The sequence below is a fragment of the Streptomyces sp. YIM 98790 genome, from assembly GCF_011421595.1.
Taxonomy (GTDB): Bacteria; Actinomycetota; Actinomycetes; order Streptomycetales; family Streptomycetaceae; genus Streptomyces.
Genome location: NZ_WTLH01000027.1, coordinates 20,420 through 45,455, shown reverse-complemented (window position 1 = coordinate 45,455; position 25,036 = coordinate 20,420). Strand labels below are relative to the sequence as shown.

The following is a 25,036-nucleotide window of genomic DNA, read 5'->3' as shown; positions in this document are numbered from 1 at the left end:
GTGCGTGTGTGTGGTGGTGTGGTTCATAGTGTTTCGGTGGTCATAGCGTGAGGGGAACGCCCGGTTTACATTCCGAACCCGGAAGCTAAGCCTTGCAGCGCCGATGGTACTGCACGGGGGACCGTGTGGGAGAGTAGGACGCCGCCGAACAAAACATGAGAAGAAGGGGCTCCGCCCGGTTTTACCACCGGGCGGAGCCCCTTCTTCTGTTTTCGGCCGGGGACTTCGTATAGCGTGGCCGCATGGGCAGCGGCAGATCCTGGCTCCTGTGGGACGAGGCGGTCACCGGGTACGACTTCGGCCCGGGGCATCCGATGGACCCGGTGCGGCTCGCGTTGACGATGCGTCTGGTGGAGGCTTTCGGCCTGGAGCGGGCGTGTGAGGTCCTGGCGATGAAACCGGCGGGCGAATCGACACTCAAGCTCGTCCACCGCGGCGACTATGTCGCCGCGGTGAAGCGGGCCTCGGCGATGCCCGCGAGCGCGGACGTGACCTATGGGCTGGGCACCGCGGACACTCCCGCCTTCCGCGGTATGCACGAGGTGTCCTCGCTGATCGCCGGACAGTCGATCGGCGGCGCCGAGGCGATCTGGGACGGAATCACCGATCATGCCGTGAACTTCGCCGGCGGCCTGCACCACGCCATGCCGGGCAGTGCGGCCGGTTTCTGCGTCTACAACGATGCCTCGCTGGCGATTGCCAGGCTGCTGGAACTCGGTGCCGAGCGGGTGGCCTACGTCGATGTGGACGTCCATCACGGGGACGGCGTCCAGGCGGCGTTCTGGGACGATCCCAGGGTGCTCACCATTTCCCTGCACGAGCACCCGAGGAGCCTTTACCCGGGCACCGGCCGGCCGGAGGAGACCGGGCACGGTGCCGGGACGGGATATGCGGTGAATGTGCCGCTGCCGCCGGGCACCGGCGATGCCGCATGGCTGCGCGCCCTGGACGCCGTGGTGCCCGAACTCCTCGCGGATTTCGCGCCCCAGGTGCTGGTGAGCCAGCACGGGGTGGACACCCACTTCGAGGATCCGCTGGCCCATCTGGCGCTCAGCGTGGACGCCCAGCGGACCGCCATGGAGCTCTGCCACTCCTGGGCCCACGACTTCGCCGGAGGCCGCTGGCTGGCCCTTGGAGGCGGCGGCTACGCCGTTGTGGACGTGGTGCCGAGGAGCTGGACGCACCTGGTGGCGATCGCCGCCCACGCGCCCATCGAGCCGGAGACGGCGGTGCCGGACGAATGGCTCGCCCAGGTCTACGCCCTGACCCGCATGCGCGGGCCGTCCCGGATGACGGACGGCCGCCGGCCCTCCTGGCGTGCCTGGGAGGACGGCTACGATCCGGCCGATCCCGTGGACCAGGCGATTCGGGCCGCACGGCAGGCGGTTTATCCGGCTCACGGCCTGCTTCCCTGACCACGCGGGGCGCACGCCCCTCGCGGTCTTCGCGCCCCGTACCCCGGTGTCGGGGGCGGGACCGCCGTATGCCTCCCCGGCTCCTACGCATCGTTGGCCGAGACGCCGTCGGCGGCTGATGGCCCCCTCTCCCCCCGCCGCAGGGGAGATCTATCGACATAACGACGAGATTCGGCGTACGTGGACCCGTCTGACGGACGATCAGCAAGTGACGGTTGTTGAAGTTCGGACCAACTCGTGCGCCTGCCACGTATCGGTCTGCGCAGACCCCGTGCGGAGCCCCGCACGGGCTGGGCCAGGGGCCTTTACCGACCGTTGCCCGGTGCGCGACGGGGCGGTGACGGCCGGCCAGGCCGGGCCCTGCGGTGCTGGTCAGCGGGGTAGTGACGGCTTCGGTCAGACGGGCGGGGACACGCTGGCGGTGTTCCTGGTGCGATGCGGGGGCATGGTCCCTCCGGCGGCGGCCGAGTGCGGGCCGTCCGGGGCCGCCTCCGGGGTGTCCAGACACCCGGTATGTGGCCAAACGTGGTTCCTGGCACGGGAAAAGCCAGTTCCGGCACCTCTTCCCCACTTGCATCATGCGCCCCTAACCTGGGGAGGAGCGCACATGCGAGAGGGAGTCACCGGAGGGGAAGCCGGTGTCCGACATGTGCGGAAGGTCAGGTGTGACATGGCAGCTGGTGAGAGGCTTCTCAGTGAGGCCAAGTTCCTGACCGTGGCGGAAGTCGCCGCGGTGATGCGAGTGTCCAAGATGACGGTGTACCGCCTGGTTCACGCCGGTCATCTGCCGGCGATCCGGGTGGGACGGTCCTTCCGGGTTCCCGAGCAGGCGGTGCACGAGTATCTGCGTGAGTCCTTCGTCGGCGCCGAGAGCGCGTAACGCAGGACACTGTCGGCGCGCAGTGCGCGCGGCACGCGTGGAGCCCTTCCGTAAGCCCACACGGCGCACCCTTCCGGTCCGTCCGCCCCCTCGATTAACCGATTGCAGGGGTCGGAAGGTAGGCTTGGCCGGGTGTAGGTCGTGTGGGCTCGGACGCCCCGCACCGAGTAATCGATAAAAGCGAGGGTAGTCGTGGGCTCTGTCATCAAGAAGCGGCGCAAGCGTATGGCGAAGAAGAAGCACCGGAAGCTTCTGAAGCGCACGCGAGTGCAGCGCCGCAACAAGAAGTGAGCGAGCGCCGCTGACGGCGGCTCTCTCTTCCTGCCCGGAGGGGAGGGCCGTGCTGACGAGCACCGTGCTCGCACGGCTCCGAGAGCCGTTGAGGGGCGGTCCCTGACACCGGCAAGGTGTCCAGGGACCGCCCCTCTGGTCGGTTCGGATGCGGCGATGTGCGTGCCGCGCACGGTGCGTGCCGGTTGCCGGTTGCCTTGCCCTTGCCCGCCCCCGTGCCCGGCCACTGCCCGTCGCGCCGGTCCATTCCTGCCCCCTGGTGCCCATTCCGCCCCGGTTGCCGTTTCCGGCAGCCGGGGCGGCGGGCTTATTCGTCCGGGCTCATGTCGAGGCCGAGGCTGGGGAGCAGACCTTCGATGAGCGGCGGGATGGTCACGTCGGGAGCCGGGACGCCGGAGCTCTCCCCGGTGGCCGGTGATTCGGTGGCGCCTCCGGAGACCGCCTCGGAGCCGGTACCGGTGCCGCTGCCGCTGCTCAGGCCCGGGTCGAGCAGGCCGCCGCTGCCGCCGCCCAGCAGGCCGCCGACACCGTCGGGTTCCCCGGTCTCGGGGGACGGCGAGGACGTGGTGGCCGGCTCCTCGCTGCGCGGTTCGCTCCCGCGGGTCGTCTCCGGGGCGGACTCGCTCTGCGAGGGGCTGGGCGAGGCCGGGTACGGGGACTCGGTCAGCGGACCGGCTCCGGTGGCCCCCTCGCCGGGCTGGGACGGCAGGGCCGGCCGGTTGTCCTCCCGCTGCGGCAGCACGTCCTGCAGGGGCTGCAGGTCCTGCTCTATGGCGTCGAAGAGTTCGCTGACGTCCTCGCTGACGTCGGACAGCTCGTGCGGCAGCTTGCCGCGCAGCTCCTGCCAGGTGGAGTCGTGGCGGTCGTGGAAGGACGACAGGGTGAGCATCGGGCCCAGCTCGCCGTCCCGTTCGTAGGCCTCGCCGAGCAGCCGGCGGCCCTCGGTGGCGTCGCCGTGCATGCTGGACAGGGCGGTGCGCACCTCGGCGACCTGCTCGGTGTCCAGCTCTCCCGCCCGTTGGCGCTCCATCAGGCGGCGGGCCTCGTTGAGCCGGGTGGAGGCGTGGTCGAGGTAGATCTTGCCGCGGTCGGCGTCGCCGTGGGCCAGGTCCAGGCGGAAGTCCTCTATGCCCCGCTTGAGGCCGTAGAGGGTGTCACCGGGCAGGGCGTTGGTGGAGGCCGCGGCGACCCCGCCGAAGGCGCCCGCGGCCACCCCGACGGTCAGTCCGCCCGCCGCGAGCCCTTTGGTCAGCCGGGACCTCGGGCGCAGCCGGGCCAGGGCATGCGCCGGGGCGGCACGGTGGATGCCGCGCCGGCCGTCCCGCTGGTCCGGCAGGGCGGGTACGCCCTCGCCGGCCAGCGAGCTCTCCATGGCGGCCACCAGCCTGGCCCGCTGGACCGCCTTGGTCTCGGCGCTGAGGGCCGGTCTGGGCAGGGCCCGGAGCCCGGCTGTCAGGGACAGCAGGGCGGTGCGTTCGGCGGTCTCCTCGGGTGTGGTGTGCTCCGCCGGGATGGGGTCCCTCGGGGCGGGGCCGTCCGCCGTCCGCCCGCCGGCTCCGGGGTCGCCTTGGGCTTGCTCGTCGAGAGCTCGGGCGAAGGCGTTGGCCCGCCGGCCCGCTACGGAACCGAGCACGGGCGGCACCTCCTCTCGTCAGCACGGTCGGCTCCCCGCTGCTCGTCCACGGCTTTCCGACCCGCGGTTGCAGAGAGCCTGCAACCCGACAACGACCGTCCGGGCACTCGGGTTACGGCTGGATGATGATCTGACTGATCGCATACGGGCGATTGCAATGCGCCAACAGAACGGCTATCGCGCATCGTCGGGCAGCAACCGGGCGAGGGTGCGGACCGCCCGGTATTGGAGGGTTTTGATGGCACCTTCGTTCTTGCCCATCACCCGGGCGGTCTCCGCCACCGACATGCCCTGCAGAAAGCGCAGGGTCACGCACTCCTGCTGCTGCGGGTTGAGCCGCCGCACCGCGTCCAGCAGGGCGGAATTGGACAGCGACTCCAGCACCGACTCCTCGGGACTGCGCTCCACCTCGTTGGCGTCGAGCATTTCCCCGGTGGTGACCTCCAGCCGGAAGCGGCTGGACTTGAAGTGGTCGGCGACCAGATTGCGGGCGATGGTGACCAGCCAGGCCCCGAAGTCGCGGCCCTGCCAGGTGAAGGTGCCGATCCGGCGCAGCGCACGCAGAAAGGTCTCGCTGGTGAGGTCCTCGGCGGTGGCCCGGCCCCCCACCCGGTAATAGATGTATCGGTAGACGGTGTCGGAATAGTGGTCGTAGAGGCGGCCGAAGGCCTCGGCCTCGCCGCTCTGCGCACGTTCGACGAGATCCATCATCCGGCGGCTCTCGCTCTCGGCGGCACGGCGCGCGGTGGCGGCCTCCGCCGGACGGGGGCCGGCGGTGCGGCGGGCTCGTCTGCGGACCGGTGCGGTGCCGGCCGCGCCTTCGGCCAGGGCATAGGCGGGCCCGGCGGGGACAGCGGCGGCGAGGTGGGGCCCGGCGGCGGTGGGGACGAGGCCGCGCAACTGGTCCATGACCGTCGTGCGCAGCGATGCCAGGCCCGAGGCGTCAACCCCGACGTGTGGGTACACGGGACTCCCAGAGGCAGAGCTTCCAACACATGCAGTGCGGGCGGCCCGGGCGTCACCTGGTGGGTGACGCACGAGCCGGGATGCGTCTGAGGAGAATAACGCTTCGTACAGGACGTGCTACGCCTAGTTGCGAAAATCGCCGATTAGGTTTGAAGTGTTACGCGTTGAGCGCGGCGCGCCATGCCATCGCCATGCCGAACCTGATCGGTTCGGGATTGCTTTGCCCCGACGGCGGACCGAGTTCCTTCGGTCGGGCGGTCGGGGTCTGCCGGTGCGGCGGCCGGGGTAGAACGGTCCGATGGGCCGTGTGCGCTGCGGCCCGCACCGCGCCGGCCCGGCGCGCGCTCAGCGGCGGCGGCGCTGCAGCGCCAGGGCGGCGAAGGCGCCGCCCACCGCGGCCCCGGCGCCGGCCGCGGCCGGCACCCCGACCCGGATGGTCTTGCGGCCGGTGCGGTAGTCCCGGAGCCGCCAGCCGTGCCGCCGGGCGTGGGCCCGCAGCCTGCTGTCCGGGTTGACCGCGTAGGGGTGGCCGACCATGGAGAGCATCGGGATGTCGTTGGCCGAGTCGCTGTAGGCGGCGCACCGGGACAGGTCCAGGCCCTCGGCCTCGGCCAGCGCCCGGACCGCCACCGCCTTTGCCGGACCGTGCAGCGGCTCGCCCACCAGGCGCCCGGTGTAGGTGCCGGCCACCGATTCGGCCACGGTGCCCAGCGCACCGGTCAGCCCCAGCCGGCGGGCGATGATCGTGGCCATCTCCACCGGGGCCGCGGTGACCAGCCAGACCCGCTGTCCGGCGTCCAGATGGGCCTGGGCCAGCGCCCGGGTGCCCGGCCACATCCGGCCGGCCAGATTTTCGTCGTAGATCTCCTCCGCGATCGAGGTCAATTCCGACACCCGGTGACCGCGGACGATCGACAGCGCGCTGTCCTGTGCATCCTGCATGTGACCTGCGTGCTCATCGCCGATCAACCGGAAATATGCCTGCTGCCAGGCGAAGCGCAGCAGTTCGCGTTTCCGGAAGAACTTGCGTTTGTACAGGCCGCGGCCGAGGTGGAAGATCGCCGCGCCCTGCATGATCGTATTGTCAAGATCGAAGAAGGCGGCGGCCAGCGGATCGCCGGGCACCGGGAATTCCCCGGGCTCGGTATCCCGCCCGCTGTCACCGCCGGAGCCGGGCTGCGGAAGGGCGCGCAGAGCCGCCTCGGCCGCGGCCGCACCGGCCAGCTCGCTCCGGTCGGCGGCTTCGGGTCGGGGCGGGCGGCGCATGTGTCGAGCATAACCATCCCGGGCGGACCGGGCGGTTGCGCACAAGTGTCGCGGGCATGGAGCGCCGCTGCACAATGGCTGCCATGACTCCCCTGCTGCGCCGCTCCGGCGGAAACCGCCCCCGCGACCCCGGTGACCGGCTCGTCACGCTGATCGGAAAGCCCGGCTGCCATCTGTGCGACGACGCGCGGGCGGTGGTCGCCGAGGTCTGCGCCGAACTGGGGGTGCCGTGGGAGGAGAGGGATATCACATCCGACCAGGCACTTCACGACGAGTACTGGGAGCAGATCCCGGTGGTGCTGGTGGACGGAAAGCAGCACGACTTCTGGCGGGTGAAGCGCGAGCGGCTGCGCGCGGCGCTGGGCGGCTAGCGGGGCGCGGCGCGGGTGGCGGGAATGTCTCCGCCCGATACCGGACCGATACCGGAAGGTGCGGTATGGCGGGTTTTCGCTTACCATTCGAGGTCGTTTTGTCTGCCCGGGGGTAAACGTGAGGAGTGTGGTCCGGTGTCCCACTGCGCACCTGTGGCACCGGTCACTTTGCGCGGACATAACGGACAGTATCTTTGTGCACGCGTTCACAAGGGCATAGCCTGGCACCTACTGGGCGGTCCGGAACTCAGGGGCCGCGCACCGCTTCGCTCGACCGGCAGGAGCACTGTGGCAACTGGCCGACCCCACCGACCGGCGACCCGCAGCCGAGGGATTCCCGAGGCGACGGTCGCCCGGCTCCCCCTGTATCTGCGTGCGCTGACCGCACTGTCCGAGCGCTCGGTCCCCACGGTTTCCTCGGAAGAACTCGCGGGCGCGGCGGGAGTGAATTCCGCCAAGCTGCGCAAGGATTTCTCCTACCTGGGCAGCTACGGCACCCGCGGGGTCGGCTACGACGTGGAGTATCTCGTCTACCAGATCTCCCGCGAGCTGGGCCTCACCCAGGACTGGCCGGTGATCATCGTCGGGATCGGCAACCTCGGCGCGGCCCTGGCGAACTACGGCGGCTTCGCCTCCCGGGGCTTCCGGGTGGTCGGCCTGATCGACGCCGACCCGGCCCTGGCCGGCCGGCAGGTCGCCGGCCTGGCGGTGCAGCACAGCGACGACCTGGAGCGGGTCGTGGAGGAGAACGGCGTGTCCATCGGCGTGATCGCCACCCCGGCGGGGGCGGCGCAGCAGGTCTGCGACCGGCTGGTGGCCGCCGGCGTGACCTCCATCCTGAACTTCGCGCCCACCGTGCTGGCCGTGCCGGACGGGGTGGACGTGCGGAAGGTGGATCTCTCCATCGAGCTCCAGATCCTGGCCTTCCACGAGCAGCGCAAGGCCGGCGAGAACGCCGCCGCGCTGCCGGAGCCCGACGCCGGCGCGGTCACCCCCGTGGAGCCGCCCGCCGCCGCGGTCACCCGTGGCCGGGCGGACCGGGGCGGCGGCGCGGCGGACGGCGATGCCGCGGAGAGCGGGGACGGCCGGGACGGCCGCGGTGACCGTGGCGACCGGCGGGCCCGGCCCGCGCAGGACACCGACGAGGGAACCGACAGCGCCCCGGCGGTGATGCCCGCATGAGTCTGCTGGTCGTCGGTCTCTCGCACCGCAGCGCGCCGGTCAGCGTGCTGGAACGGGCGGCGCTGGCTCCGGAGGTGCGCGGCAAGCTGCTGCGTGATCTGGTGGACGTCTCGGACGGTGACGGCGCCGTGGAGTCCGCGGTGCTGTCCACCTGCAACCGCATCGAGGTCTACGCGGCCGTCGGCCGGTTCCACGACGGGGTGTCCGAGTGCACCCGGCTGCTGGCCCGGCACAGCGGGGTCAGCGTGGACGAACTGACCCCCTATCTCTACGTGCACTACGAGGACCGGGCGGTGCACCACCTGTTCTCGGTGGCCTGCGGCCTGGACTCGATGGTGGTGGGCGAGGGCCAGATCCTCGGCCAGATCAAGGACGCGCTCGCCCTGGCCCAGGACGAGAACACCGCCGGCCGGCTGCTCAACGAGCTGTTCCAGCAGGCGCTGCGGGTGGGCAAGCGGGCGCACACCGAGACCGGCATCGACCGGGCCGGGCAGTCCCTGGTCACCTTCGGACTGCAGGAGCTGGCCGCGGCCTCCGGCGCGTCCGCCGGGACCGGCGGCCCGGGCCCCTGGCCGGCCGGCCGGCGGGCCCTGGTGATCGGCGCCGGCTCCATGTCCTCGCTGGCCGCGGCCACCCTGGCCCGGTCCGGCGTGTCCGAACTGGTGATCGCCAACCGGACCCTGGAGCGCGCCGAGCGGCTGGCCCGGAACCTGGGCGAGGTCTGGGGCGCGGACGGCGGCGAGGCCCGCGAGCACCGGCTGCGCTCGGTGCGCGCGGTGCCGATCAACGCCATCTCGGTGGCGGCCGAGCTGGCCGTGGCCGATCTGGTGGTGTCCTGCACGGGCGCCACCGGGCTGGTGCTGACCACCGAGGCGGTGCGCGGCGCGGTCGAGCGCCGCACCTCCGGCCGCCCGCTGGCTCTGCTGGACCTGGCCATGCCGCGCGATGTGGACGCCGGCGTGCACCGGCTGACCGGCGCCCGGCTGGTGGACATCGAGTCCCTGGCCGATGCCTCCGCCGACGCGCCGCTGGCCGCGGACGTGGAGGCCGCCCGCCGGATCGTGGCGGACGAGGTGGCCGCGTTCCGTGCCGCGCAGCGCGCCGCGCACATCACCCCGACCGTGGTCGCGCTGCGCACCATGGCCTCCGGGGTGGTGGCCGGTGAGCTGGCCCGGCTGGAGGGGCGGCTGCCCGGACTGGACGACAAGCAGCGCGCCGAGATCGCGCAGACCGTGCGCCGAGTGGTGGACAAGCTGCTGCACGCGCCGACCGTGCGGGTCAAGGAGCTGGCCGGCGAACCGGGCGGCGCCGACTACGCGCATGCGCTGCGCGAGCTGTTCAACCTCGACCCGCAGCGGGTCGCGGCGGTCAGCCGGCCCGGACACGGCGAGCCCGGCGGGGGACGACCGCCGGGCGCGCGGGCCCGGCCGGCAGCGGAAGCGGAAAGGGAGCGGCGGTCATGAGGGCGCTACGGCTCGGCACCCGGCGCAGCAGGCTGGCCCTGGCCCAGTCCGGGATGATGGCCGAGCGGGTCAGGGAGCTGACCGGGCGGCCGGTGGAGCTGGTGGAGATCACCACGTACGGCGATGTCTCGCGGGAGGAGCTGGCGCAGATCGGCGGCACCGGGGTCTTTGTCTCGGCGCTGCGGGACGCGCTGCTGCGCGGCGAGATCGACTTCGCGGTGCACTCGCTCAAGGATCTGCCGACCGCGCAGCCGGAGGAGCTGGTGCTGGCCGCGGTGCCGGCCCGGGCCGATGCCCGGGACGCGCTGGTGGCCAGGGACGGGCTGAGCCTGGCGGCACTGGCGGCGGCGTCCCCGGCGGGCGCGGCCGCGGGCGCGGCGGGGGACCGGCCCCCGCCGCGGATCGGCACGGGTTCGCCGCGCCGCCGGGCGCAATTGCATGCGTGGGCCAGGCAACTGGGTTGCGAGATCACAACGGTTCCCGTCCGGGGGAATGTCGACACCCGGATCGGGTACGTGCGCTCCGGCGAGCTCGACGCCGTCGTGCTCGCCGCCGCCGGGCTGCACCGGGCCGGCATGGCCTCGGAGATCACCGAGACCCTGCCCACCGACGCGGTCCTGCCCGCCCCCGGCCAGGGGGCCCTGGCGGTCGAGTGCGCCGCGTCCGACGCGGAGCTGATCGCCCAGCTCTCCGGGCTCGACGACCCGCCCACCCGGGTCGCCGTGACCGCCGAGCGAGCCCTGCTCGCGGCACTGGAGGCCGGCTGCAGCGCGCCCGTGGCGGCGCTGGCCGACCTGCACGCCGCCGAGCCGGGTCCGGACACGTCCGACGCAGAAGTAACCATGCTGCATCTGCGGGGCGCCGTCGGTACCACCGACGGCTCCACGCTGGTGCAGTTGTCCGCCACCGGTCCCGTACCGGCGTCCGGAGGGGAGGCGCTGCGCCATGCCGACCGCATGGGCCGTGAGCTCGCCGCCGAGATGCTTGCGAAGGGCGCGGCCGGTCTGATGGGGGAGCGAGCACATTGAGCCCCACCACCGCACAGCCCGCACAGCCCGCGCAGCCGGTCAGCCGTCTCGCGCAGGCGGCACACCCGGCCGCCCTTTCCCACGGGCACGTCACCTTCCTCGGGGCCGGACCTGGTGATCCGGGTCTGCTGACGCTTCGCGCCGTGGAGGCGCTGACGCAGGCAGACGTCCTGATCGCCGATCCCGGGGTGTACGAGGTGGTCGCCGCCCACGTCAGGCCGGGGGCGGACGTACCGCTCCGGCCCGCGCCGGACTCCGACGGCACCGGGCACACCGGGGACGCCGACGGGGAGTCCGCCCCTCCGGCCGGTACCGGCGGCGGACATGATCCCGGGCATGACGACATGTCACCGTCGGCCGTCGCGGAGCGGGTCGGCGATGCTGCAGATCTTGTCATGCGGGCCGCGCGGGGCGGCAAGCGGGTGGTCCGTGCAGTGGCCGGCGACCCGGTGCTGGACGCGGACACCACCGCCGAGATGCTGGCCTGCTCGGCCGAGGGCATCACCTTCGAGGTGGTGCCGGGCATCGCCGAGGCGGTCGGCGTGGCCGCGTACGCCGGGGTGCCGCTGCGCGCCGACGACCGCGCGGACGTGCGGATCGCGGACGCCCGCACCGCGGACGACCGCTGCTGGGCCGAGATCGGCGGCAGCGACGTCACGGCGGTGCTGTCCACCACGCTGGGCGGGGTGGGTGCCATGGCCACCCGGCTGATCTCCGCCGGGCGCAAGCCGGACACCCCGGTGTCGGTGACGGTGGGCGGCACCACCACGCGGCAGCGCACCTGGACCGCCACGCTGGGCACGGTGGAGCGGGCGCTGAAGACCGCCAAGGTGCTGCCCTCCCCGGAGGGAGAACGTTCCGTCATAGCGGTGGTCGGGGAGCGGGCCGCGGCCCAGCGGGAGTCGCTGGCCTGGTTCGAGTCCAAGCCGCTGTTCGGCTGGCGGGTGCTGGTGCCGCGCACCAAGGAGCAGGCGGGCGCGCTGAGCGAGCAGCTGCGCAGCTACGGCGCGGTGCCGAGCGAGGTGCCGACCATCGCGGTGGAGCCGCCGCGCACCCCGCAGCAGATGGACCGGGCGGTCAAGGGCCTGGTCACCGGCCGCTACGAGTGGATCGCCTTCACCTCGGTGAACGCGGTCAAGGCGGTGCGGGAGAAGTTCGAGGAGTACGGGCTGGACGCCAGGGCGTTCGCCGGGATCAAGGTCGCGGCGGTCGGTGAGCAGACCGCGCGGGCACTGATCGATTTCGGGGTGCGGCCGGACCTGGTGCCGAGCGGCGAGCAGTCGGCCGCCGGCCTGCTGGAGGACTGGCCGCCGTACGACCCGGTCTTCGACCCGATCGACCGGGTGCTGCTGCCGCGCGCCGACATCGCCACCGAGACGCTGGTGGCGGGCCTGGTGGAGCTGGGCTGGGAGGTGGACGACGTGACCGCGTACCGCACGGTGCGCGCCTCGCCGCCGCCCGCCCCGACCCGGGAGGCGATCAAGGGCGGCGGTTTCGACGCGGTGCTGTTCACCTCCTCCTCCACGGTGCGGAACCTGGTGGGCATCGCGGGCAAGCCGCACCATGTGACGGTGATCGCCTGCATCGGCCCGGCCACGGCGAAGACCGCGGAGGAGCACGGTCTGCGGGTGGACGTGATGGCGCCGGAGCCGTCGGCGCAGCGGCTGGCCGAGGCGCTGGCCGAGTTCGGCGCGAAGCGGCGCGCCGCCGCGCTGGCCGCGGGCGAGGTGCTCAAGCGGCCCAGCGAGAAGCGGCCCCAGCGGCGCCGCTCCCGGGCGAAGTAGGTCCCCGCCCGCCCGGCCCCGTTCCGGCCCGGCACCGCCGGGGCGGCGGGGCGAGCGGGCGGGCGGCTGCCGGGCCCGCTTGCGGTGCCTCGCCGCATGGCGCTGGGGCCATGAGGGCTTGTGGTCCATGGGGCCATGGGTCCGCACCGGGACGCGAGTAGCATCGGCGGGTGTCGGCCGGGTGAGGAGAAGCGCTGTGAGCAGTGGGTACGGGCAGTTTCCGGGGACGCGTCCGAGGCGGTTGCGGGCCACGGCCGCGCTGCGGCGGATGGTGGCCGAGCACCGGGTGCACCCGGCCGATCTGGTGCTGCCCGCGTTCATCCGGGAGGGAGCGGCCGAGCCGGTGCCGCTGGCCTCCATGCCGGGAGTGGTGCAGCACACCCGGGACTCGCTGCGCAAGGCGGCCGTGGAGGCCGTGGAGGCCGGGGTCAGCGGCATCATGCTGTTCGGCGTGCCGCAGACCAAGGATGCCGCCGGCTCCGCCGGCACCGACCCGGAGGGCATCCTCCAGGTGGCCATCCGGGACGTCCGCGCCGAGGTGGGCGACGCCCTGGTGATCATGTCCGACCTGTGCCTGGACGAGTCCACCGACCACGGCCACTGCGGGGTGCTGGACGCGCGCGGCCGGGTGGACAACGACGCCACCCTGGAGCGCTATGCCGAGATGGCGCTGGTGCAGGCCGAGGCCGGTGCCCGGGTGCTGGGCCCCAGCGGGATGATGGACGGCCAGGTCGGCCACGTCCGGCGGGCGCTGGACGCGGCCGGTCACCAGGACGTCTCGCTGCTGGCCTACACCGCCAAGTACACCTCCGCGTTCTACGGCCCCTTCCGGGACGCGGTGGAGTCCGGTCTGACGGGCGACCGCAAGACGTACCAGCAGGATCCGGCGAACGCCAAGGAGGCGCTGCGCGAACTGGCGCTGGACCTGGCCGAGGGCGCGGACATGGTGATGGTCAAGCCCGGCCTGCCGTATCTGGACGTGCTGCGCACGGTCGCCGGCCAGGTGGCCGTGCCGGTGGCCGCGTACCAGGTGTCCGGCGAATACGCGATGATCGAGGCCGCGGCCGAGAAGGGCTGGATCGAACGGGAGCGCGCCATCGACGAGTCGCTGCTCGCCTTCAAGCGGGCCGGTGCGGACGTCGTCCTGACCTACTGGGCGGTCGAGGCCGCCCGCCGCGCCGCGCGCGGCTGAGCCGCGCGCGGCGGTCGCGGGGCGGCGGGGCGGCCGGGGGACCCCGGCGGTGCCGGGCGGAGCGGCTGTGATCAAGTGGAGCGCACGGGACCGGCGGCAGCAGGGGCCGGCAGGGGCCGGCAGAGCGCGAGAGGCGGCGGTACGGATGCGTACGGCGGTGGTGACCGGGGCGAGCAGCGGGATCGGCGCGGCGACCGCGCGGCGGCTGGCCGAAGCGGGCTACCGGGTGGTGCTGACCGCCCGGCGGGCCGAGCGGATCGAGGCGCTCGCGGCGGAGCTGGCCGGGCAGGGCCATCGGGCCGTCGCCCGCCCGCTGGACGTGACCAGCCGGGAGGAGGTGGAGGCGTTCGGCGCGTGGCTGGGCGGCTGCGAGGTGCTGGTCAACAACGCCGGCGGCGCCCTGGGCCTGGACCCGGTGGCCACCGGGGACCCGGCCGACTGGCGGGCCATGTACGAGGTCAACGTGGTGGGCGTGCTGCACATGACGCAGGTGCTGCTGCCCGCGCTGCGCGCCTCGGGCGAGGGCACCGTGGTGGTGGTGACCTCCACCGCGGGACACGCCACCTACGAGGGCGGTGCGGGCTACGTGGCCGCCAAGCACGGGGCCCACGTGCTCGCCGAGACGCTCCGCCTGGAGCTGGTGGGCGAGCCGGTCCGGGTGATCGAGATCGCCCCCGGCATGGTGAAGACCGAGGAGTTCTCGCTGGTCCGCTTCGGCGGCGACCGGGAACGGGCGGAGAAGGTCTACGAGGGGGTGGACGAGCCGCTCACCGCGGAGGACATCGCCGACACCATCGCCTGGACGGTCACCCGGCCGCCGCACGTCAATGTGGACCTGCTGGTGGTGCGTCCCCGCGCCCAGGCGTCCAACACCAAGGTGCATCGCCGGCGCTGAGCGGCAGCCCCCGGCCGGGGGCTGCGGCCGGGGGCTGCGGGCCGCGGGTGTCGGGGCGGCCCGTCCCGGCGCGCGTCCGGGACGCGGGAGAAGCCCGGGGTGCGTCCGGGACACCGGTGGGGGGTGGACGGGCCGCCCCTGGGAAAAGATTTGCTCAGCCACAGGAATCCGGCAAGGGGGTCTGCGGCGGTGGAGTCGGTCAGAGCCGGTCGGGGGTGCGGATGCCCAGCAGCCGCATGCCCTCGCGCAGGGTCCGGGCGGTCAGCTCGCACAGGAACAGCCGGTTCTCCGACAGCTCCCTGGTCTCCGCCTGCAGCACCGGGCACTGGTCGTAGAACGGGGTGAACGCCGTCGCCAGCCCGTACAGATAACCGGCCAGCTTGTGCGGTTCGTGGGACTCGGCGGCGGCCTGCACCACCGCGCCGAACTCGTCCAGATGCAGGGCCAGGGCACGCTCGGCGGGGGCGAGTTCCAGCTCCGGGTGGGCCAGCGCGGTCAGCGGGGCCTCCCGCCCGGCGGCCCGCCGGATGATCGACGTGATCCGGGCGTGGGCGTACTGGATGTAGACGCTGGTGTCGCCGTTCAGCGAGACCATCCGGTCCAGGTCGAAGACGTAGTCCCGGCTGACCGAGGTGGACAGGTCGGCGTACTTCACCGCGCCGATGCCGACCTCGGCGGCCCGCGCGGCCACCTCCGCGTCGGCCAGCGACGCGTCCTTCTCCCGTACCACCGCGGCGGCCCGGTCGACCGCCTCCTGGAGCAGGTCCATCAGCCGCACCGACTCGCCCTCGCGGGTCTTGAACGGCTTGCCGTCCTTGCCCAGCACCGTGCCGAACGGGATGTGCAGAGCCGTCACCTCGTCGGTCAGCCAGCCCGCCCGGCGCGCCGTCTCGAACACCATCCGGAAGTGCAGCGCCTGCCGCGAGTCCACCACATAGAGAATGGTGTCGGCACCCAGCGCGGTGACCCGGTTCCGGATCGCCGCGAGGTCGGTGGTGGCGTAGCCGTACCCGCCGTCCGCCTTCTGCACGATCAGCGGCACCGGCTGGCCGTCCTGGCCGCGGATGTCGTCGAAGAAGACGCACAGCGCGCCCTCCGAGCGCACCGCCACGCCCGACTCCTCCAGCAGCCGGCAGGTCTCGGCCAGCGCGTCGTTGTACGCCGACTCGCCCACCACGTCCTTGTCGCGGATCTCCACGTCGAGCATCTCGTAGACGGCGTGGAAGTAGAGCAGCGACTCGTCCACGATCCGGTGCCACAGGGCGAGGGTCTCCTCGTCCCCGCCCTGGAGCTCGACCACCCGCTTGCGGGCCCGCTCCTTGAAGCCCTCGTCGCTGTCGAACAGCGCCCGGGACACCTTGTAGAGCCGGTTCAGCCGGGACATGGCCGCCTCGCCCTGCTCGGTGGCGCTGCGCTCCGCCTCCGTGTGGTCCAGCTCGTGCGGGTGCTCGATCAGGTACTGGATCAGCATGCCGAACTGGGTGCCCCAGTCGCCGATGTGGTGGCGCCGGATCACCTTCTCGCCGCGGTGCTCCAGCAGCCGCACCAGGGCGTCGCCGATCACCGTCGAGCGCAGGTGGCCGACGTGCATCTCCTTGGCCACGTTCGGCTGGGAGTAGTCCACGACCGTGGTGCCGGGGCGCTCGGCGTACGGAACGCCCAGCCGGCCGTCGGCGGCGCGCGCGGCCAGCGTCCGCAGGATGGCGGTGTCGGTGACGGTGATGTTGAGGAAGCCGGGGCCGGAGACCTCGGCCCGGCCGATCGGCCCCTCGCCGCCCTGTTCCAGCCGCTCCGCCACCCGGGCGGCCAGCTCGCGCGGATTGCCGCCGAGCTTCTTGGCCAGCGCCAGCATGCCGTTGGCCTGGAAGTCCGCCCGGTCGCTTCGTCGCAGCAGCGGATCGGCGGAGGCGGCCTCCGGCACGGCGGCCGAGAGGGCGTCCGCGAGACGCTGATGGACCGATGCGGCGAGGGAGGGGACCGTGGCCATGGATGTGTGCCGTTCCGTCTGGGGTGATGGTCGCGGCGGCCTCCGGGCCGGCCGTGGGGGAACGGCCCGCCGAGCGCACTGCCGTAAGAGCACTCAAGTATTCCACGGCCGCGGACGCCACCGTTTTCCGCCCGTCCCGGGCGGGTGGAACAATGGGGTGGCCGCCGCGCCCCGCGGCCGGCGGCGGCCGTTCGGACGTCAGAGCACGGGATACAGGAAAAGGAAGTAGCCGAAGTGGCTCAGACCACACCCGAGACCGACTGGGTCTCCCGTTTCGCGGACGAGGTCATCGCCGAGGCGGAGCGCCGCGCGCCGGGCAAACCCGTGGTCTGCGCCTCGGGCCTGAGCCCCTCCGGGCCGATCCACCTGGGCAATCTGCGCGAGGTGATGACCCCGCACCTGGTCGCCGACGAGATCCGGCGGCGCGGGGTGCCCGTGGAGCACATCATCTCCTGGGACGACTACGACCGGTTCCGCAAGGTACCGGCCGGTATCCCGGGCGTGGACGATTCCTGGGCCGAGCACATCGGCAAGCCGCTCACCTCGGTGCCGCCGCCCCCCGGCTCCCCGTACGCGAGCTGGGCCGAGCACTTCCGCCGCCAGATGGAGGAGTCGCTGGCGGAGCTGCGGGTGGAGTACCGGGGCATCAGCCAGACCGAGATGTACACCTCGGGCGCCTACCGGGAGCAGATCCTGTTCGCCATGCGCGAGCGGCTGCGCATCGACACCGTGCTCGACCAGTACCGCACCAAGGCCAAGCCGCGCACGGCCAAGGCGCAGGGCAGGCCCATGGAGGACGCCGAGCTGGCGGCCGTGGAGGGCTCCGGCGCGGCCGGCGAGGACGACGGCAGCGGCTCCGGCGCGGGGTACTTCCCGTACCGGCCGTACTGCACGGCCTGCGGGCGCGACACCACCTCCATCACCCGCTACGACGACACCACCACCGAGCTCTCCTACACCTGCGGCTCCTGCGGGCACGCGGAGACGGTGCGGCTGAGCGAGTTCGACCACGGCAAGCTGGTGTGGAAGGTCGACTGGCCGATGCGCTGGGCCTACGAGGGCGTGGTGTTCGAGCCGTCCGGGGTGGACCACCAGTCGCCGGGCTCGTCCTTCGTGGTCGGCGGGCAGCTGGTGCGCGAGGTGTTCGGCGCGCAGCCGCCCATCGGACCGATGTACGCCTTCGTCGGCATCACCGGCATGGCCAAGATGTCCAGCTCGCGGGGCGGGGTGCCGACCCCGGCGGAAGCGCTCCGGATCATGGAGCCCGCGCTGCTGCGCTGGCTGTACGCCCGCCGCAAGCCCAACCAGAGCTTCAAGGTCGCCTTCGACCAGGAGATCCACCGGCTGTACGACGAATGGGACGCGCTGCGGAAGAAGGTCGGGGACGGGCGGGCGCTGCCCGGCGATCTGGCGGCCTGGCGGCGCGCCGTGTCCACCGCCGCCGGTGAGCTGCCCGCCACGCCGCGCCCGCTGCCGTACCGGACGCTGGCCTCGGTGCTGGACATCACCACCGGGGACGAGCAGCAGACCCTGCGGATTCTGCGCGAGCTGGACCCGGAGCAGCCCCTGGACTCGCTGGACGAGGCCCGGCCGCGGCTGGACTGCGCGGCGTACTGGGTGGCCACCCAGCTTCCGGAGGAGTCCCGGACCCGGGTCCTCCAGGAGCCGGACAAGGAGCTGCTGTCCTCGCTGGACGAGCGGCAGCGGGAGGCGCTGCGGCTGCTGCTGGAGGGGCTGGACGAGCACTGGTCGGTGGAAGGGCTCACCGATCTGGTGTACGGCGTGCCGAAGCGGCAGGCGGGGCTGGCCCCGGAGGCGAAGCCGACGCCGGAGCTGAAGGCCGCTCAGCGGGAGTTCTTCGCGCTGCTGTACCGGCTGCTGGTCGGGCGGGAGACGGGGCCGCGCCTGCCCACCCTGCTGATGGCGGTGGGCGCGGACCGGACGCGGACCCTGCTGGGCGCCTGACACCGCCGGCCTGCCGCCGTGTCCGCGCCCGCCCCGTGCCCGTGACCGGTGACGGTCACGGGCGCCCGGCGGTACGGGCACGGCGGCGGTACGGGCGCATGGGCGGTCAGACGGCCGATCCGACCTCGGACTTGTAGCGCTGGCGGAACTCGCTGAGGAACGGGCGCAGGTAGCCCTCGCCGAGCAGATTGCCGTCGGTGTCGCTGACGCCGTGCTGGTCGTAGAGGGTCTTGGACATCTGCCGGGCGTTGGGGAACTGGCCGTTGTCGGCCACGAACTGGCGGAAGGCGTAGTAGAAGAGGTCTCCCGCGGAGATGCCCTCGGGGATGCCCCGGGGTTCCACGGCGGCGGCCGGCTCGGGCTCGGGCTCGGGCTCCGAAGCCGGGCCGGGCGGGGCGGGCGGGGTGAGCGGCCGGGAGCGGTTGGCGGTGACCGGGACGGTGACCTGGGGCGCGGGCTGCGGTGAGGTCTCGGCGTAGACCTGCTCCCGCCGCCGGGAGCGGTGCCGTCCGGGCTGCGGCTGCTGCGGCTCGGGCCGGGGTTCCGGCAGTGAGCCGGGTGCGGGTGACGGTTCCTCGGCGACGGCGGGCAGGGGCTCCTGCCCCCACAGCGGTTCCGGGACGGGCTCCGGCTGTGCCTGCGGCTCCGGCTCCGGCCGGGGCTCCGGCCGGGGTTCCCGCTGCGGCTCCGGCTGCGGCTCCGGCCGGGGTTCCGGGACGGCTGCCGGAGGGGGCACGGCATCGGCACCGGCCAGTGCGGCGTGACGTTCCTGCTGGGCCGTGCCGTTGGCCGCCGCCGGAGCCGGGCCGGCGACCGGCCGGTCCTGGCCCCGGGGCGGCGCGGGCAGCGCGGCGGACCGGGGCAGGACAGGGGCCGGGGCGCCGGCCAGTTCGCGGCCGTCGGCGAGCGGGACGCCCAGGTGGGCCAGGCGCAGCGGGAGGCGGGCCTCGACGGGGGCGCGGCGGCGCCAGGCGCGGCCGTACTGGGCGCGCAGCTGGGCCCGGTAGACCAGGCGGTCGCGTTCCAGGGAGATGACCTCGTCGTAGGAGCGCAGCTCCCACAGCTTCATCCGGCGCCACAGCCGGAAGGTGGGTATCGGCGCGAGGAACCAGCGCCACAGCCGCACGCCCTCCATGTGCTTGTCGGCGGTGATGTCGGCGATCCGGCCGATGGCGTGCCGGGCGGCCTCCACGGTGATGATGAACAGCACCGGGATGATGGCGTGCATGGCCACGCCCAGGGGATCGCCCCAGGCGGCGGCGCCGTTGAAGGCGATGGTGGCGCCGGTCAGCAGCCAGGCGGTCTGGCGCAGCAGCGGGAACGGGATGCGCAGCCAGGTCAGCAGCAGGTCCAGGGAGAGCAGCACGACGATGCCGGCGTCGATGCCGATCGGGAAGAAGGGTGCGAACTCCCCGAAGCCTTTGCGTTCGGCCAGGTCGCGCACGGCGGCGTAGGAGCCGGCGAAGCCGATGGCGGCGATCACCACCGCGCCGGTGAGCACGATGCCGACCAGCATGCGGTGCGCGCGTGTGAGCTTGATCGAGGCCACCCGCGGATTCCTTCCCGTATCGGACGTGTGTTCTGGCTGGCGGGCCCAGCCTTGCACACAACCCCGCCCGGATACGCGCCGGAGCCCGGTTCCTCCGCAAAAGCGGGGGGACCGGGCTCTGTTCGTGACGGGAGCGGGGGAGGGGGGAGGCCCGCGGAGGGCTCAGGCGTCCTCCTCGGCCCCTTCGGCGGCCTCTTCTTCCTTTCCGTCCTCCGCACCGCCCTGTGTGCCGTCCCCGGCCTCGGCGTCCTCGGCGGGGGTGTCGGCCGTGGCGTCCACCGAGGCCAGTGCCTCGGCGATCACCAGCTCGGCGGACTTCTTCACCGACTCCGCCGACGGCGGCTTGGTCTCCTGCATGCCCGCGCCGTAGTAATCGACGGTCACCACCACATTGCCGGTGCGGGCCACCACCCGCTGCTGCCGGTACTCGTTGGTCTCGTCGCCGTCCTTCTTCTTCACGGTGTAGGAGACGGTGACCGCCTCGTCGCCGACGTCCTCCAGATCGGCCGGCTTGGCGCCGGTGTTGGCCTCGTCGTCCATGATCTCGGCGACCTGGTCCTTGATGTAGAGCGAGGCGCGGTCGTCGCCGCTGCCGAGGGAGAGCTCGGAGTCGAAGCGCCGGAGCGAGACGGTCAGGGAGCGGAAGTGGTACTCCTGCTCGTCCTTGTTCTCCTTCAGCCCGGTCCACAGGCAGGCGCTGGACCGGGTGGTGTCCGCCGAGCTGAGTTCCTCGCCCTTGGCGTCCTCCGTGCCCGGCACCGCCTTCTTGGCGGTGTCCTCGCTCACCGTGCGGCAGGGGTTGGGAAGTTTGCTGAAGCGTACGGGCTCCGGCGTCGGGGTGGCGCTCGGCGAGGGCTTGGTGGGCGCGTTGTCGTCGGGGGGCGACGAGCAGCCGGCGAACAGCAGAACGGGTGCGACGGCCCAGACCAGTGCGCGGCGGGCACGTCGGCTGCGGCCAGGTGTCGAAGCGGTACGGTCCATGGGTCCTTCGCTCTTCCGGGTTGTGCGGGGGCGGCCCGTGCGGTCCGCCCACACCGGGAACGGTAGCGGCCCCCGGGCCGGGAGGGTGTCCTCCCGGTGCCGTGTCCCGTCGCGGTGCCCCGCCCGGCTACTCCTCCAGGCGGTCGGCGAGCTGGCGGGCCAGGTTCTGCACACGCTCCTGGAGCACCGCGCTGTCCGGCTCGGCGCCGGCCTCGCCGGTCGTTTCACGGTAGCTGATCGTCACGATGACATTTGCGTTGTGGAAGGTCAGCACGATGTCCCGGCGGGAGCCGGAGGCCGTGGGGGTCAGCCGGTCGTCGATGAAGGCGGCGTGGCCGATGCCGTCCAGGGCGCGCGGGGCCAGCTCGCCGCCGGGGGAGGTGATCCCGCTGCTGCCGGCCGTCGTCCCGGCGGTGGCGGCTCCGGCGGCGGCGGTGCCGTCCTCCCCGCCGGTGTCCGTGCCGGTGTCCCCGCCGGTGCCGGGGCCGCCGTCCGTTCCGGTGCCGGTGTCCGCGCCGGTGTCCTCACCGGTGTCCTCACCGGTGGCGTCGTCGTCGCCGTCGTCGTCGTCGTCCTCGGCGGTGGTGTCCTCGTCGCTGGCCGGCGGGATGCCCCGCTCGGCCGCGCGCAGGGCGAAGTCCGCCGCGGCCTGGTCGTCATCGCTGACCGCGGGGTCGTAGGAAACCACCCGCAGGAAGTCCACGGACAGTTCGCGGGTGCCGGTCTCGCCCGGGCTCCGCCACGAGCAGGCGGCCCGCCGCCCGGTGTCGAAGGTGAGCGCCGGCTCGCCGGTCAGCTCCTCCGGCCCGGCCTCCGGCAGCAGTTCCCGCAGCCGGTCCTCCTCCACCGCGCCGCACGGCTCCGGCAGCCCGGAGTGCCGGCCCGGCGCCGGCGCGGCCTGGCTGGCGGCGGCGCCCCCGGCGGTGCCGTCCGCGTCGTCGTCCATCAGGTCGGAGGTGCAGCCGGCCGCGGCGGGGAGCAGGGCCAGCAGCAGGGCGAGCGCTCCGGCGGGCAGCACGGCGGGCAGGCTCGTCCTTCTGGGTCGCACTGGCCGTCTCCTCGCTCCGCCGATCCGGTCCTTCCGGCCCGGGGGAGTCTACTGTGCCGGGCGGCGGCGGCCGGTCAGGGCCAGACCAGGCAGTACGGCTGGTGGCCGGCGTCGTGCAGCCGGCGGGAGAAGTCCTGCCACTCGGAGAGCAGCCGGTAGACGTCGAAGGCGTCGCTGGGGCCGTTGCGGTCGGGGACGGTGGACCAGATGAAGGCCGCCGCGCCGACCGCTTCCTCGCCGACGCCGTGCAGCGGGTCCACGGTGGTGGTGGGCAGCTTGACCACCGCGTAGTCGGAGTGCAGCACCACCAGCTCCAGCGGCGGCACCCGGTGCAGCGGTATCCCCTCGATGCCGGTCAGCACCATGGCGGCCATGGTCTCCGGCTTGATGTGGGTGAACATGCCCTGGCCCAGTTCGTCCCCGCCGAGCTCCTCGGGGCGCATGGACAGCGGAACCCGGGCGGCCGTGGCGCCGTCCGGGGCGCCGAAGTACTTGTACGTCACTCCCATACCCATACGGCCCGCCCGTCGGATCTCGCGTTCCTGGGGGTCGGGGCGGCGCCGGTGACGGCCGCGGGCCCGTGCCCGCGGTGCCTCGCGCGGGGTGTCCCGGGCACCCGGCCCGGGCGGCACACTCCCTCCGGTCCCAGGGGAGCCCGGAGCGGACGGCGGCGTGGCGGGCGAGGAGGGCGGAGAAGAGGCGGGCGAGGAGGACGAGGACGCGGCCGGCGCTGCGGGATCGTGCGAGGGAACGTCACGCCAGACGTCCCCGCTGCCCTCTCCCAGTCCGCCACCGCGCTGCATGTCACCACCCAACTCAGCCGCGACCCCCGCCGCGTAACCCGATCATCGTTCCAGAGACCTCCCCCGCCACGGCGGAACGAAACGCCCGGCAGGCGGCCGGAGGCGGTGTCTCTGTCACCATGGACCGCGTGACCCACGTGACCCACTCCGACAATGCTGCTTTCTCCGCACCAGTCTCGCAGACACTCTTCGACCGTGCTGCCCTTGTCACACCGGGAGGCGTCAACTCCCCGGTCCGCGCCTTCGGAGCGGTGGGCGGTACGCCCCGTTTCATGGCGTCCGGTACGGGTCCGTACCTCACGGACGCCGACGGCCGCGAGTACGTGGACCTGGTCTGCTCCTGGGGGCCGATGATCCTGGGCCACGCCCACCCGGCGGTCACCGAGGCGATCCAGGCGGCCGTGGCGCGCGGCACCTCCTTCGGCACCCCCACCGCGGGCGAGGTGGAGCTGGCCGAGGAGATCGTGGCCCGCATCCCGCCGGTGGAGCAGGTGCGGCTGGTCTCCTCCGGGACCGAGGCCACCATGTCGGCGATCCGGCTGGCCCGCGGCTTCACCGGCCGGGGGAAGGTGGTGAAGTTCGCCGGCTGCTACCACGGCCATGTGGACGCCCTGCTGGCCGCGGCGGGTTCCGGGGTGGCCACCTTCGCGCTGCCCGACACGCCCGGCGTCACCGGTGCGCAGGCCGGCGACACCCTGGTGCTGCCGTACAACGATCTGGACGCGGTGCGGGCCGCCTTCGCGCACCACCCGGACCAGATCGCCTGTGTGATCACCGAGGCCGCGCCCGGCAACATGGGTGTGGTGCCGCCGGCGCCCGGCTTCAACGCCGGGCTGAAGGAACTGTGCGCCGAGCACGGCGCGCTGTACGTCTCCGACGAGGTGATGACCGGCTTCCGGGTCGGCCGCCAGGGGTGGTTCGGCATCGACGGCGTGGTGCCGGACCTGATGACCTTCGGCAAGGTGATGGGCGGCGGCTTCCCGGCCGCGGCCTTCGGCGGCCGGGCCGATGTGATGGCGCAGCTCGCGCCGGCCGGGCCGGTCTACCAGGCGGGCACCCTGTCCGGGAACCCGGTGGCGGTGGCGGCCGGCCTGGCGCAGCTGCGGCTGCTGGACGACGCCGCCTACGGCACCCTGGACGCGGTCTCCCGGCAGCTGCAGGAGCTGGTGACCGAGGCGCTGGCCAAGGAGGGCGTGCCGCACCGGGTGCAGACCGCGGGCAGCATGTTCTCGGTGTTCTTCACCACCACCCCGGAGCTGCCGGTCGCCGACTACGCGGATGCCCGGGCGCAGGACACCCACCGTTTCACCGCCTTCTTCCACGCCATGCTGGAGCGCGGGGTGTATCTGCCGCCCTCCGCCTTCGAGGCGTGGTTCGTCTCCACCGCGCACGACGAGCGGGCGGTGCAGCGGATCGCCGACGCGCTGCCGGGCGCGGCGCGGGCGGCGGCCGAGGCGGGCCGCTGACCGTGGGGGCGGCGGCACGGGTGCGGCGGGGGTCGGCAACGATGGACGGCATGAGCAGCAGCAACGAGCACGGCAAGGGCGCCGGCGGCACCCCGGAGCGGGCCGGCACCGGGCGGACCGCGGCGGACGCGGAACGGACCGCCGCGCCGGCCCGGGCCACCGGGGGCGGCGCAGGTGTCACCAAGACGGTGGTGCACGTCATGAGACACGGCGACGTGCACAACCCGGAGGGCATCCTCTACGGCCGGATGCCCGGCTACCACCTGTCCGAGCTGGGCCGGGAGATGGCCGAGCGAGTGGCCGAGTACCTGGCCGACCGGGACATCGCGCATGTGGTGGCCTCGCCGCTGGACCGCGCCCAGGAGACCGCCGTGCCCATCGCCCGGGCGCACGGTCTGCAGGTGGCCACCGACCGGCGGCTGATCGAGGCGGACAACATGTTCGAGGGCAAGGAGTTCGGCGTCGGCGACGGCGCGCTGCGCCACCCGCGCAACTGGCGTCACCTGCGCAACCCGTTCCGGCCGTCCTGGGGCGAGCCGTACGTGGACCAGGTGGTGCGGATGAAGGCGGCGCTGGACGCCGCCCGGGACGCCGCGCTCGGGCACGAGGCGGTGGCCGTCAGCCACCAGCTTCCGATCTGGGTGCTGCGCAGCTTCATCGAGCGGCGGCGGCTGTGGCACGACCCGCGCCGGCGGCAGTGCACGCTGGGTTCGCTGACCTCCTTCACCTACCTCGGCGACGAGATCGTCTCGGTGGGCTATTCCGAGCCGGTGATCGATCTGGTGCCGCCGCATCTGCGTGCGGCCGGCGCCCGCGGCGCCGGAGCGTGAGGCCGTCGCCCGTCCCCCGTCCCCCGTCCCCGCCCCCGTCC

Annotated in this window: 21 protein-coding genes and 1 rRNA gene; 14 read left to right on the top strand and 8 right to left on the bottom strand. The window is 73.3% G+C overall.

The features are described 5' to 3' along the window. Nucleotides 1-32: 32 nt before the first annotated feature. The 4 genes from rrf (at nt 33) to GQS09_RS07500 (ending at nt 2,586) form a co-directional block, all read left to right on the top strand. Nucleotides 33-150 (top strand): 5S ribosomal RNA (rrf, locus tag GQS09_RS07515). 92 nt (nt 151-242) lie between these two features. Then, nucleotides 243-1,415, top strand: coding sequence for an acetoin utilization protein AcuC (locus tag GQS09_RS07510; RefSeq protein ID WP_165985205.1), 1,173 nt, complete (start codon nt 243-245; stop codon nt 1,413-1,415). A gap of 670 nt (nt 1,416-2,085) precedes the next feature. Continuing rightward, entirely contained in the window at nt 2,086-2,295 is a 210-nt protein-coding gene (locus tag GQS09_RS07505) for a helix-turn-helix domain-containing protein (RefSeq protein ID WP_093841768.1), read from the top strand. Between the two features lie 192 nt (nt 2,296-2,487). Then, nucleotides 2,488-2,586 carry a 30S ribosomal protein bS22 gene (locus GQS09_RS07500; RefSeq protein WP_003948845.1) on the top strand — a complete coding sequence of 33 codons (99 nt, stop codon included), beginning with the start codon at nt 2,488-2,490 and terminating at the stop codon, nt 2,584-2,586. A 307-nt stretch (nt 2,587-2,893) separates the two neighbouring features. Here the strand turns inward: GQS09_RS07500 and GQS09_RS07495 are convergent, their stop codons facing one another. From GQS09_RS07495 to GQS09_RS07485, 3 genes are all read right to left on the bottom strand, one after another. Further along, nucleotides 2,894-4,228 carry a DUF5667 domain-containing protein gene (locus tag GQS09_RS07495; protein WP_399552437.1) on the bottom strand — a complete coding sequence of 445 codons (1,335 nt, stop codon included), beginning with the start codon at nt 4,226-4,228 and terminating at the stop codon, nt 2,894-2,896. 165 nt (nt 4,229-4,393) lie between these two features. Beyond that, the gene (locus GQS09_RS07490) at nt 4,394-5,185 is read right to left on the bottom strand and encodes an ECF subfamily RNA polymerase sigma factor, BldN family (protein WP_165985203.1); all 792 of its coding nucleotides are present in this window, start codon (nt 5,183-5,185) and stop codon (nt 4,394-4,396) included. A 345-nt stretch (nt 5,186-5,530) separates the two neighbouring features. After that, nucleotides 5,531-6,451 carry an HAD family phosphatase gene (locus tag GQS09_RS07485; RefSeq protein WP_165985202.1) on the bottom strand — a complete coding sequence of 307 codons (921 nt, stop codon included), beginning with the start codon at nt 6,449-6,451 and terminating at the stop codon, nt 5,531-5,533. Nucleotides 6,452-6,525: 74 nt separating this feature from the next. On the opposite strand from GQS09_RS07485, the gene GQS09_RS07480 reads away from it, so the two are divergent. The 7 genes from GQS09_RS07480 (at nt 6,526) to GQS09_RS07450 (ending at nt 14,366) form a co-directional block, all read left to right on the top strand. Then, on the top strand, nt 6,526-6,822 hold the full coding sequence (locus GQS09_RS07480) for a glutaredoxin family protein (protein WP_165985201.1): 297 nt from the start codon (nt 6,526-6,528) through the stop codon (nt 6,820-6,822). Between the two features lie 288 nt (nt 6,823-7,110). Further along, nucleotides 7,111-8,004, top strand: a complete 894-nt coding sequence (locus tag GQS09_RS07475) for a redox-sensing transcriptional repressor Rex (protein ID WP_165985200.1) — start codon at nt 7,111-7,113, stop codon at nt 8,002-8,004. Further along, nucleotides 8,001-9,467: a glutamyl-tRNA reductase gene (locus GQS09_RS07470; protein ID WP_165985199.1), complete on the top strand. Its 1,467-nt coding sequence runs from the start codon at nt 8,001-8,003 to the stop codon at nt 9,465-9,467. Before GQS09_RS07475 ends, GQS09_RS07470 begins: the two co-directional genes overlap by 4 nt. Then, on the top strand, nt 9,464-10,495 hold the full coding sequence (hemC, locus tag GQS09_RS07465) for a hydroxymethylbilane synthase (protein WP_165985198.1): 1,032 nt from the start codon (nt 9,464-9,466) through the stop codon (nt 10,493-10,495). Before GQS09_RS07470 ends, hemC begins: the two co-directional genes overlap by 4 nt. Further along, on the top strand, nt 10,492-12,279 hold the full coding sequence (locus GQS09_RS07460) for a uroporphyrinogen-III synthase (protein ID WP_165985197.1): 1,788 nt from the start codon (nt 10,492-10,494) through the stop codon (nt 12,277-12,279). Before hemC ends, GQS09_RS07460 begins: the two co-directional genes overlap by 4 nt. 196 nt (nt 12,280-12,475) lie before the next feature. Further along, nucleotides 12,476-13,471, top strand: a complete 996-nt coding sequence (gene hemB / locus GQS09_RS07455; protein WP_313896032.1) for a porphobilinogen synthase — start codon at nt 12,476-12,478, stop codon at nt 13,469-13,471. 145 nt (nt 13,472-13,616) lie between these two features. Next, the gene (locus GQS09_RS07450; RefSeq protein WP_165985195.1) at nt 13,617-14,366 is read left to right on the top strand and encodes an SDR family NAD(P)-dependent oxidoreductase; all 750 of its coding nucleotides are present in this window, start codon (nt 13,617-13,619) and stop codon (nt 14,364-14,366) included. Nucleotides 14,367-14,565: 199 nt separating this feature from the next. Here GQS09_RS07450 and argS read toward each other — a convergent pair whose 3' ends face one another. Continuing rightward, on the bottom strand, nt 14,566-16,353 hold the full coding sequence (argS, locus tag GQS09_RS07445) for an arginine--tRNA ligase (RefSeq protein ID WP_165985194.1): 1,788 nt from the start codon (nt 16,351-16,353) through the stop codon (nt 14,566-14,568). Between the two features lie 234 nt (nt 16,354-16,587). On the opposite strand from argS, the gene lysS reads away from it, so the two are divergent. Beyond that, nucleotides 16,588-18,318 (top strand): lysine--tRNA ligase, encoded by a 1,731-nt coding sequence (gene lysS, locus GQS09_RS07440; protein ID WP_165985193.1) that lies wholly within the window; start codon nt 16,588-16,590, stop codon nt 18,316-18,318. A gap of 106 nt (nt 18,319-18,424) precedes the next feature. Here the strand turns inward: lysS and GQS09_RS07435 are convergent, their stop codons facing one another. The 4 genes from GQS09_RS07435 to GQS09_RS07420 form a co-directional block, all read right to left on the bottom strand. Continuing rightward, nucleotides 18,425-19,867 carry a DUF2637 domain-containing protein gene (locus GQS09_RS07435; RefSeq protein ID WP_399552436.1) on the bottom strand — a complete coding sequence of 481 codons (1,443 nt, stop codon included), beginning with the start codon at nt 19,865-19,867 and terminating at the stop codon, nt 18,425-18,427. A 162-nt stretch (nt 19,868-20,029) separates the two neighbouring features. Next, the gene (locus GQS09_RS07430) at nt 20,030-20,848 is read right to left on the bottom strand and encodes a DUF3558 domain-containing protein (protein ID WP_165985192.1); all 819 of its coding nucleotides are present in this window, start codon (nt 20,846-20,848) and stop codon (nt 20,030-20,032) included. Nucleotides 20,849-20,975: 127 nt separating this feature from the next. Continuing rightward, on the bottom strand, nt 20,976-21,896 hold the full coding sequence (locus tag GQS09_RS07425) for a hypothetical protein (protein ID WP_165985191.1): 921 nt from the start codon (nt 21,894-21,896) through the stop codon (nt 20,976-20,978). 74 nt (nt 21,897-21,970) lie between these two features. Beyond that, the gene (locus GQS09_RS07420) at nt 21,971-22,411 is read right to left on the bottom strand and encodes a hypothetical protein (protein ID WP_243761196.1); all 441 of its coding nucleotides are present in this window, start codon (nt 22,409-22,411) and stop codon (nt 21,971-21,973) included. Nucleotides 22,412-22,818: 407 nt separating this feature from the next. Here GQS09_RS07420 and hemL point away from each other — a divergent pair, with 407 nt between their 5' ends. Both hemL and GQS09_RS07410 read left to right on the top strand, forming a co-directional pair. After that, on the top strand, nt 22,819-24,165 hold the full coding sequence (gene hemL / locus GQS09_RS07415) for a glutamate-1-semialdehyde 2,1-aminomutase (RefSeq protein WP_165985189.1): 1,347 nt from the start codon (nt 22,819-22,821) through the stop codon (nt 24,163-24,165). A gap of 200 nt (nt 24,166-24,365) precedes the next feature. Further along, on the top strand, nt 24,366-24,995 hold the full coding sequence (locus GQS09_RS07410) for a histidine phosphatase family protein (RefSeq protein ID WP_165985208.1): 630 nt from the start codon (nt 24,366-24,368) through the stop codon (nt 24,993-24,995). Nucleotides 24,996-25,036: the final 41 nt, after the last annotated feature.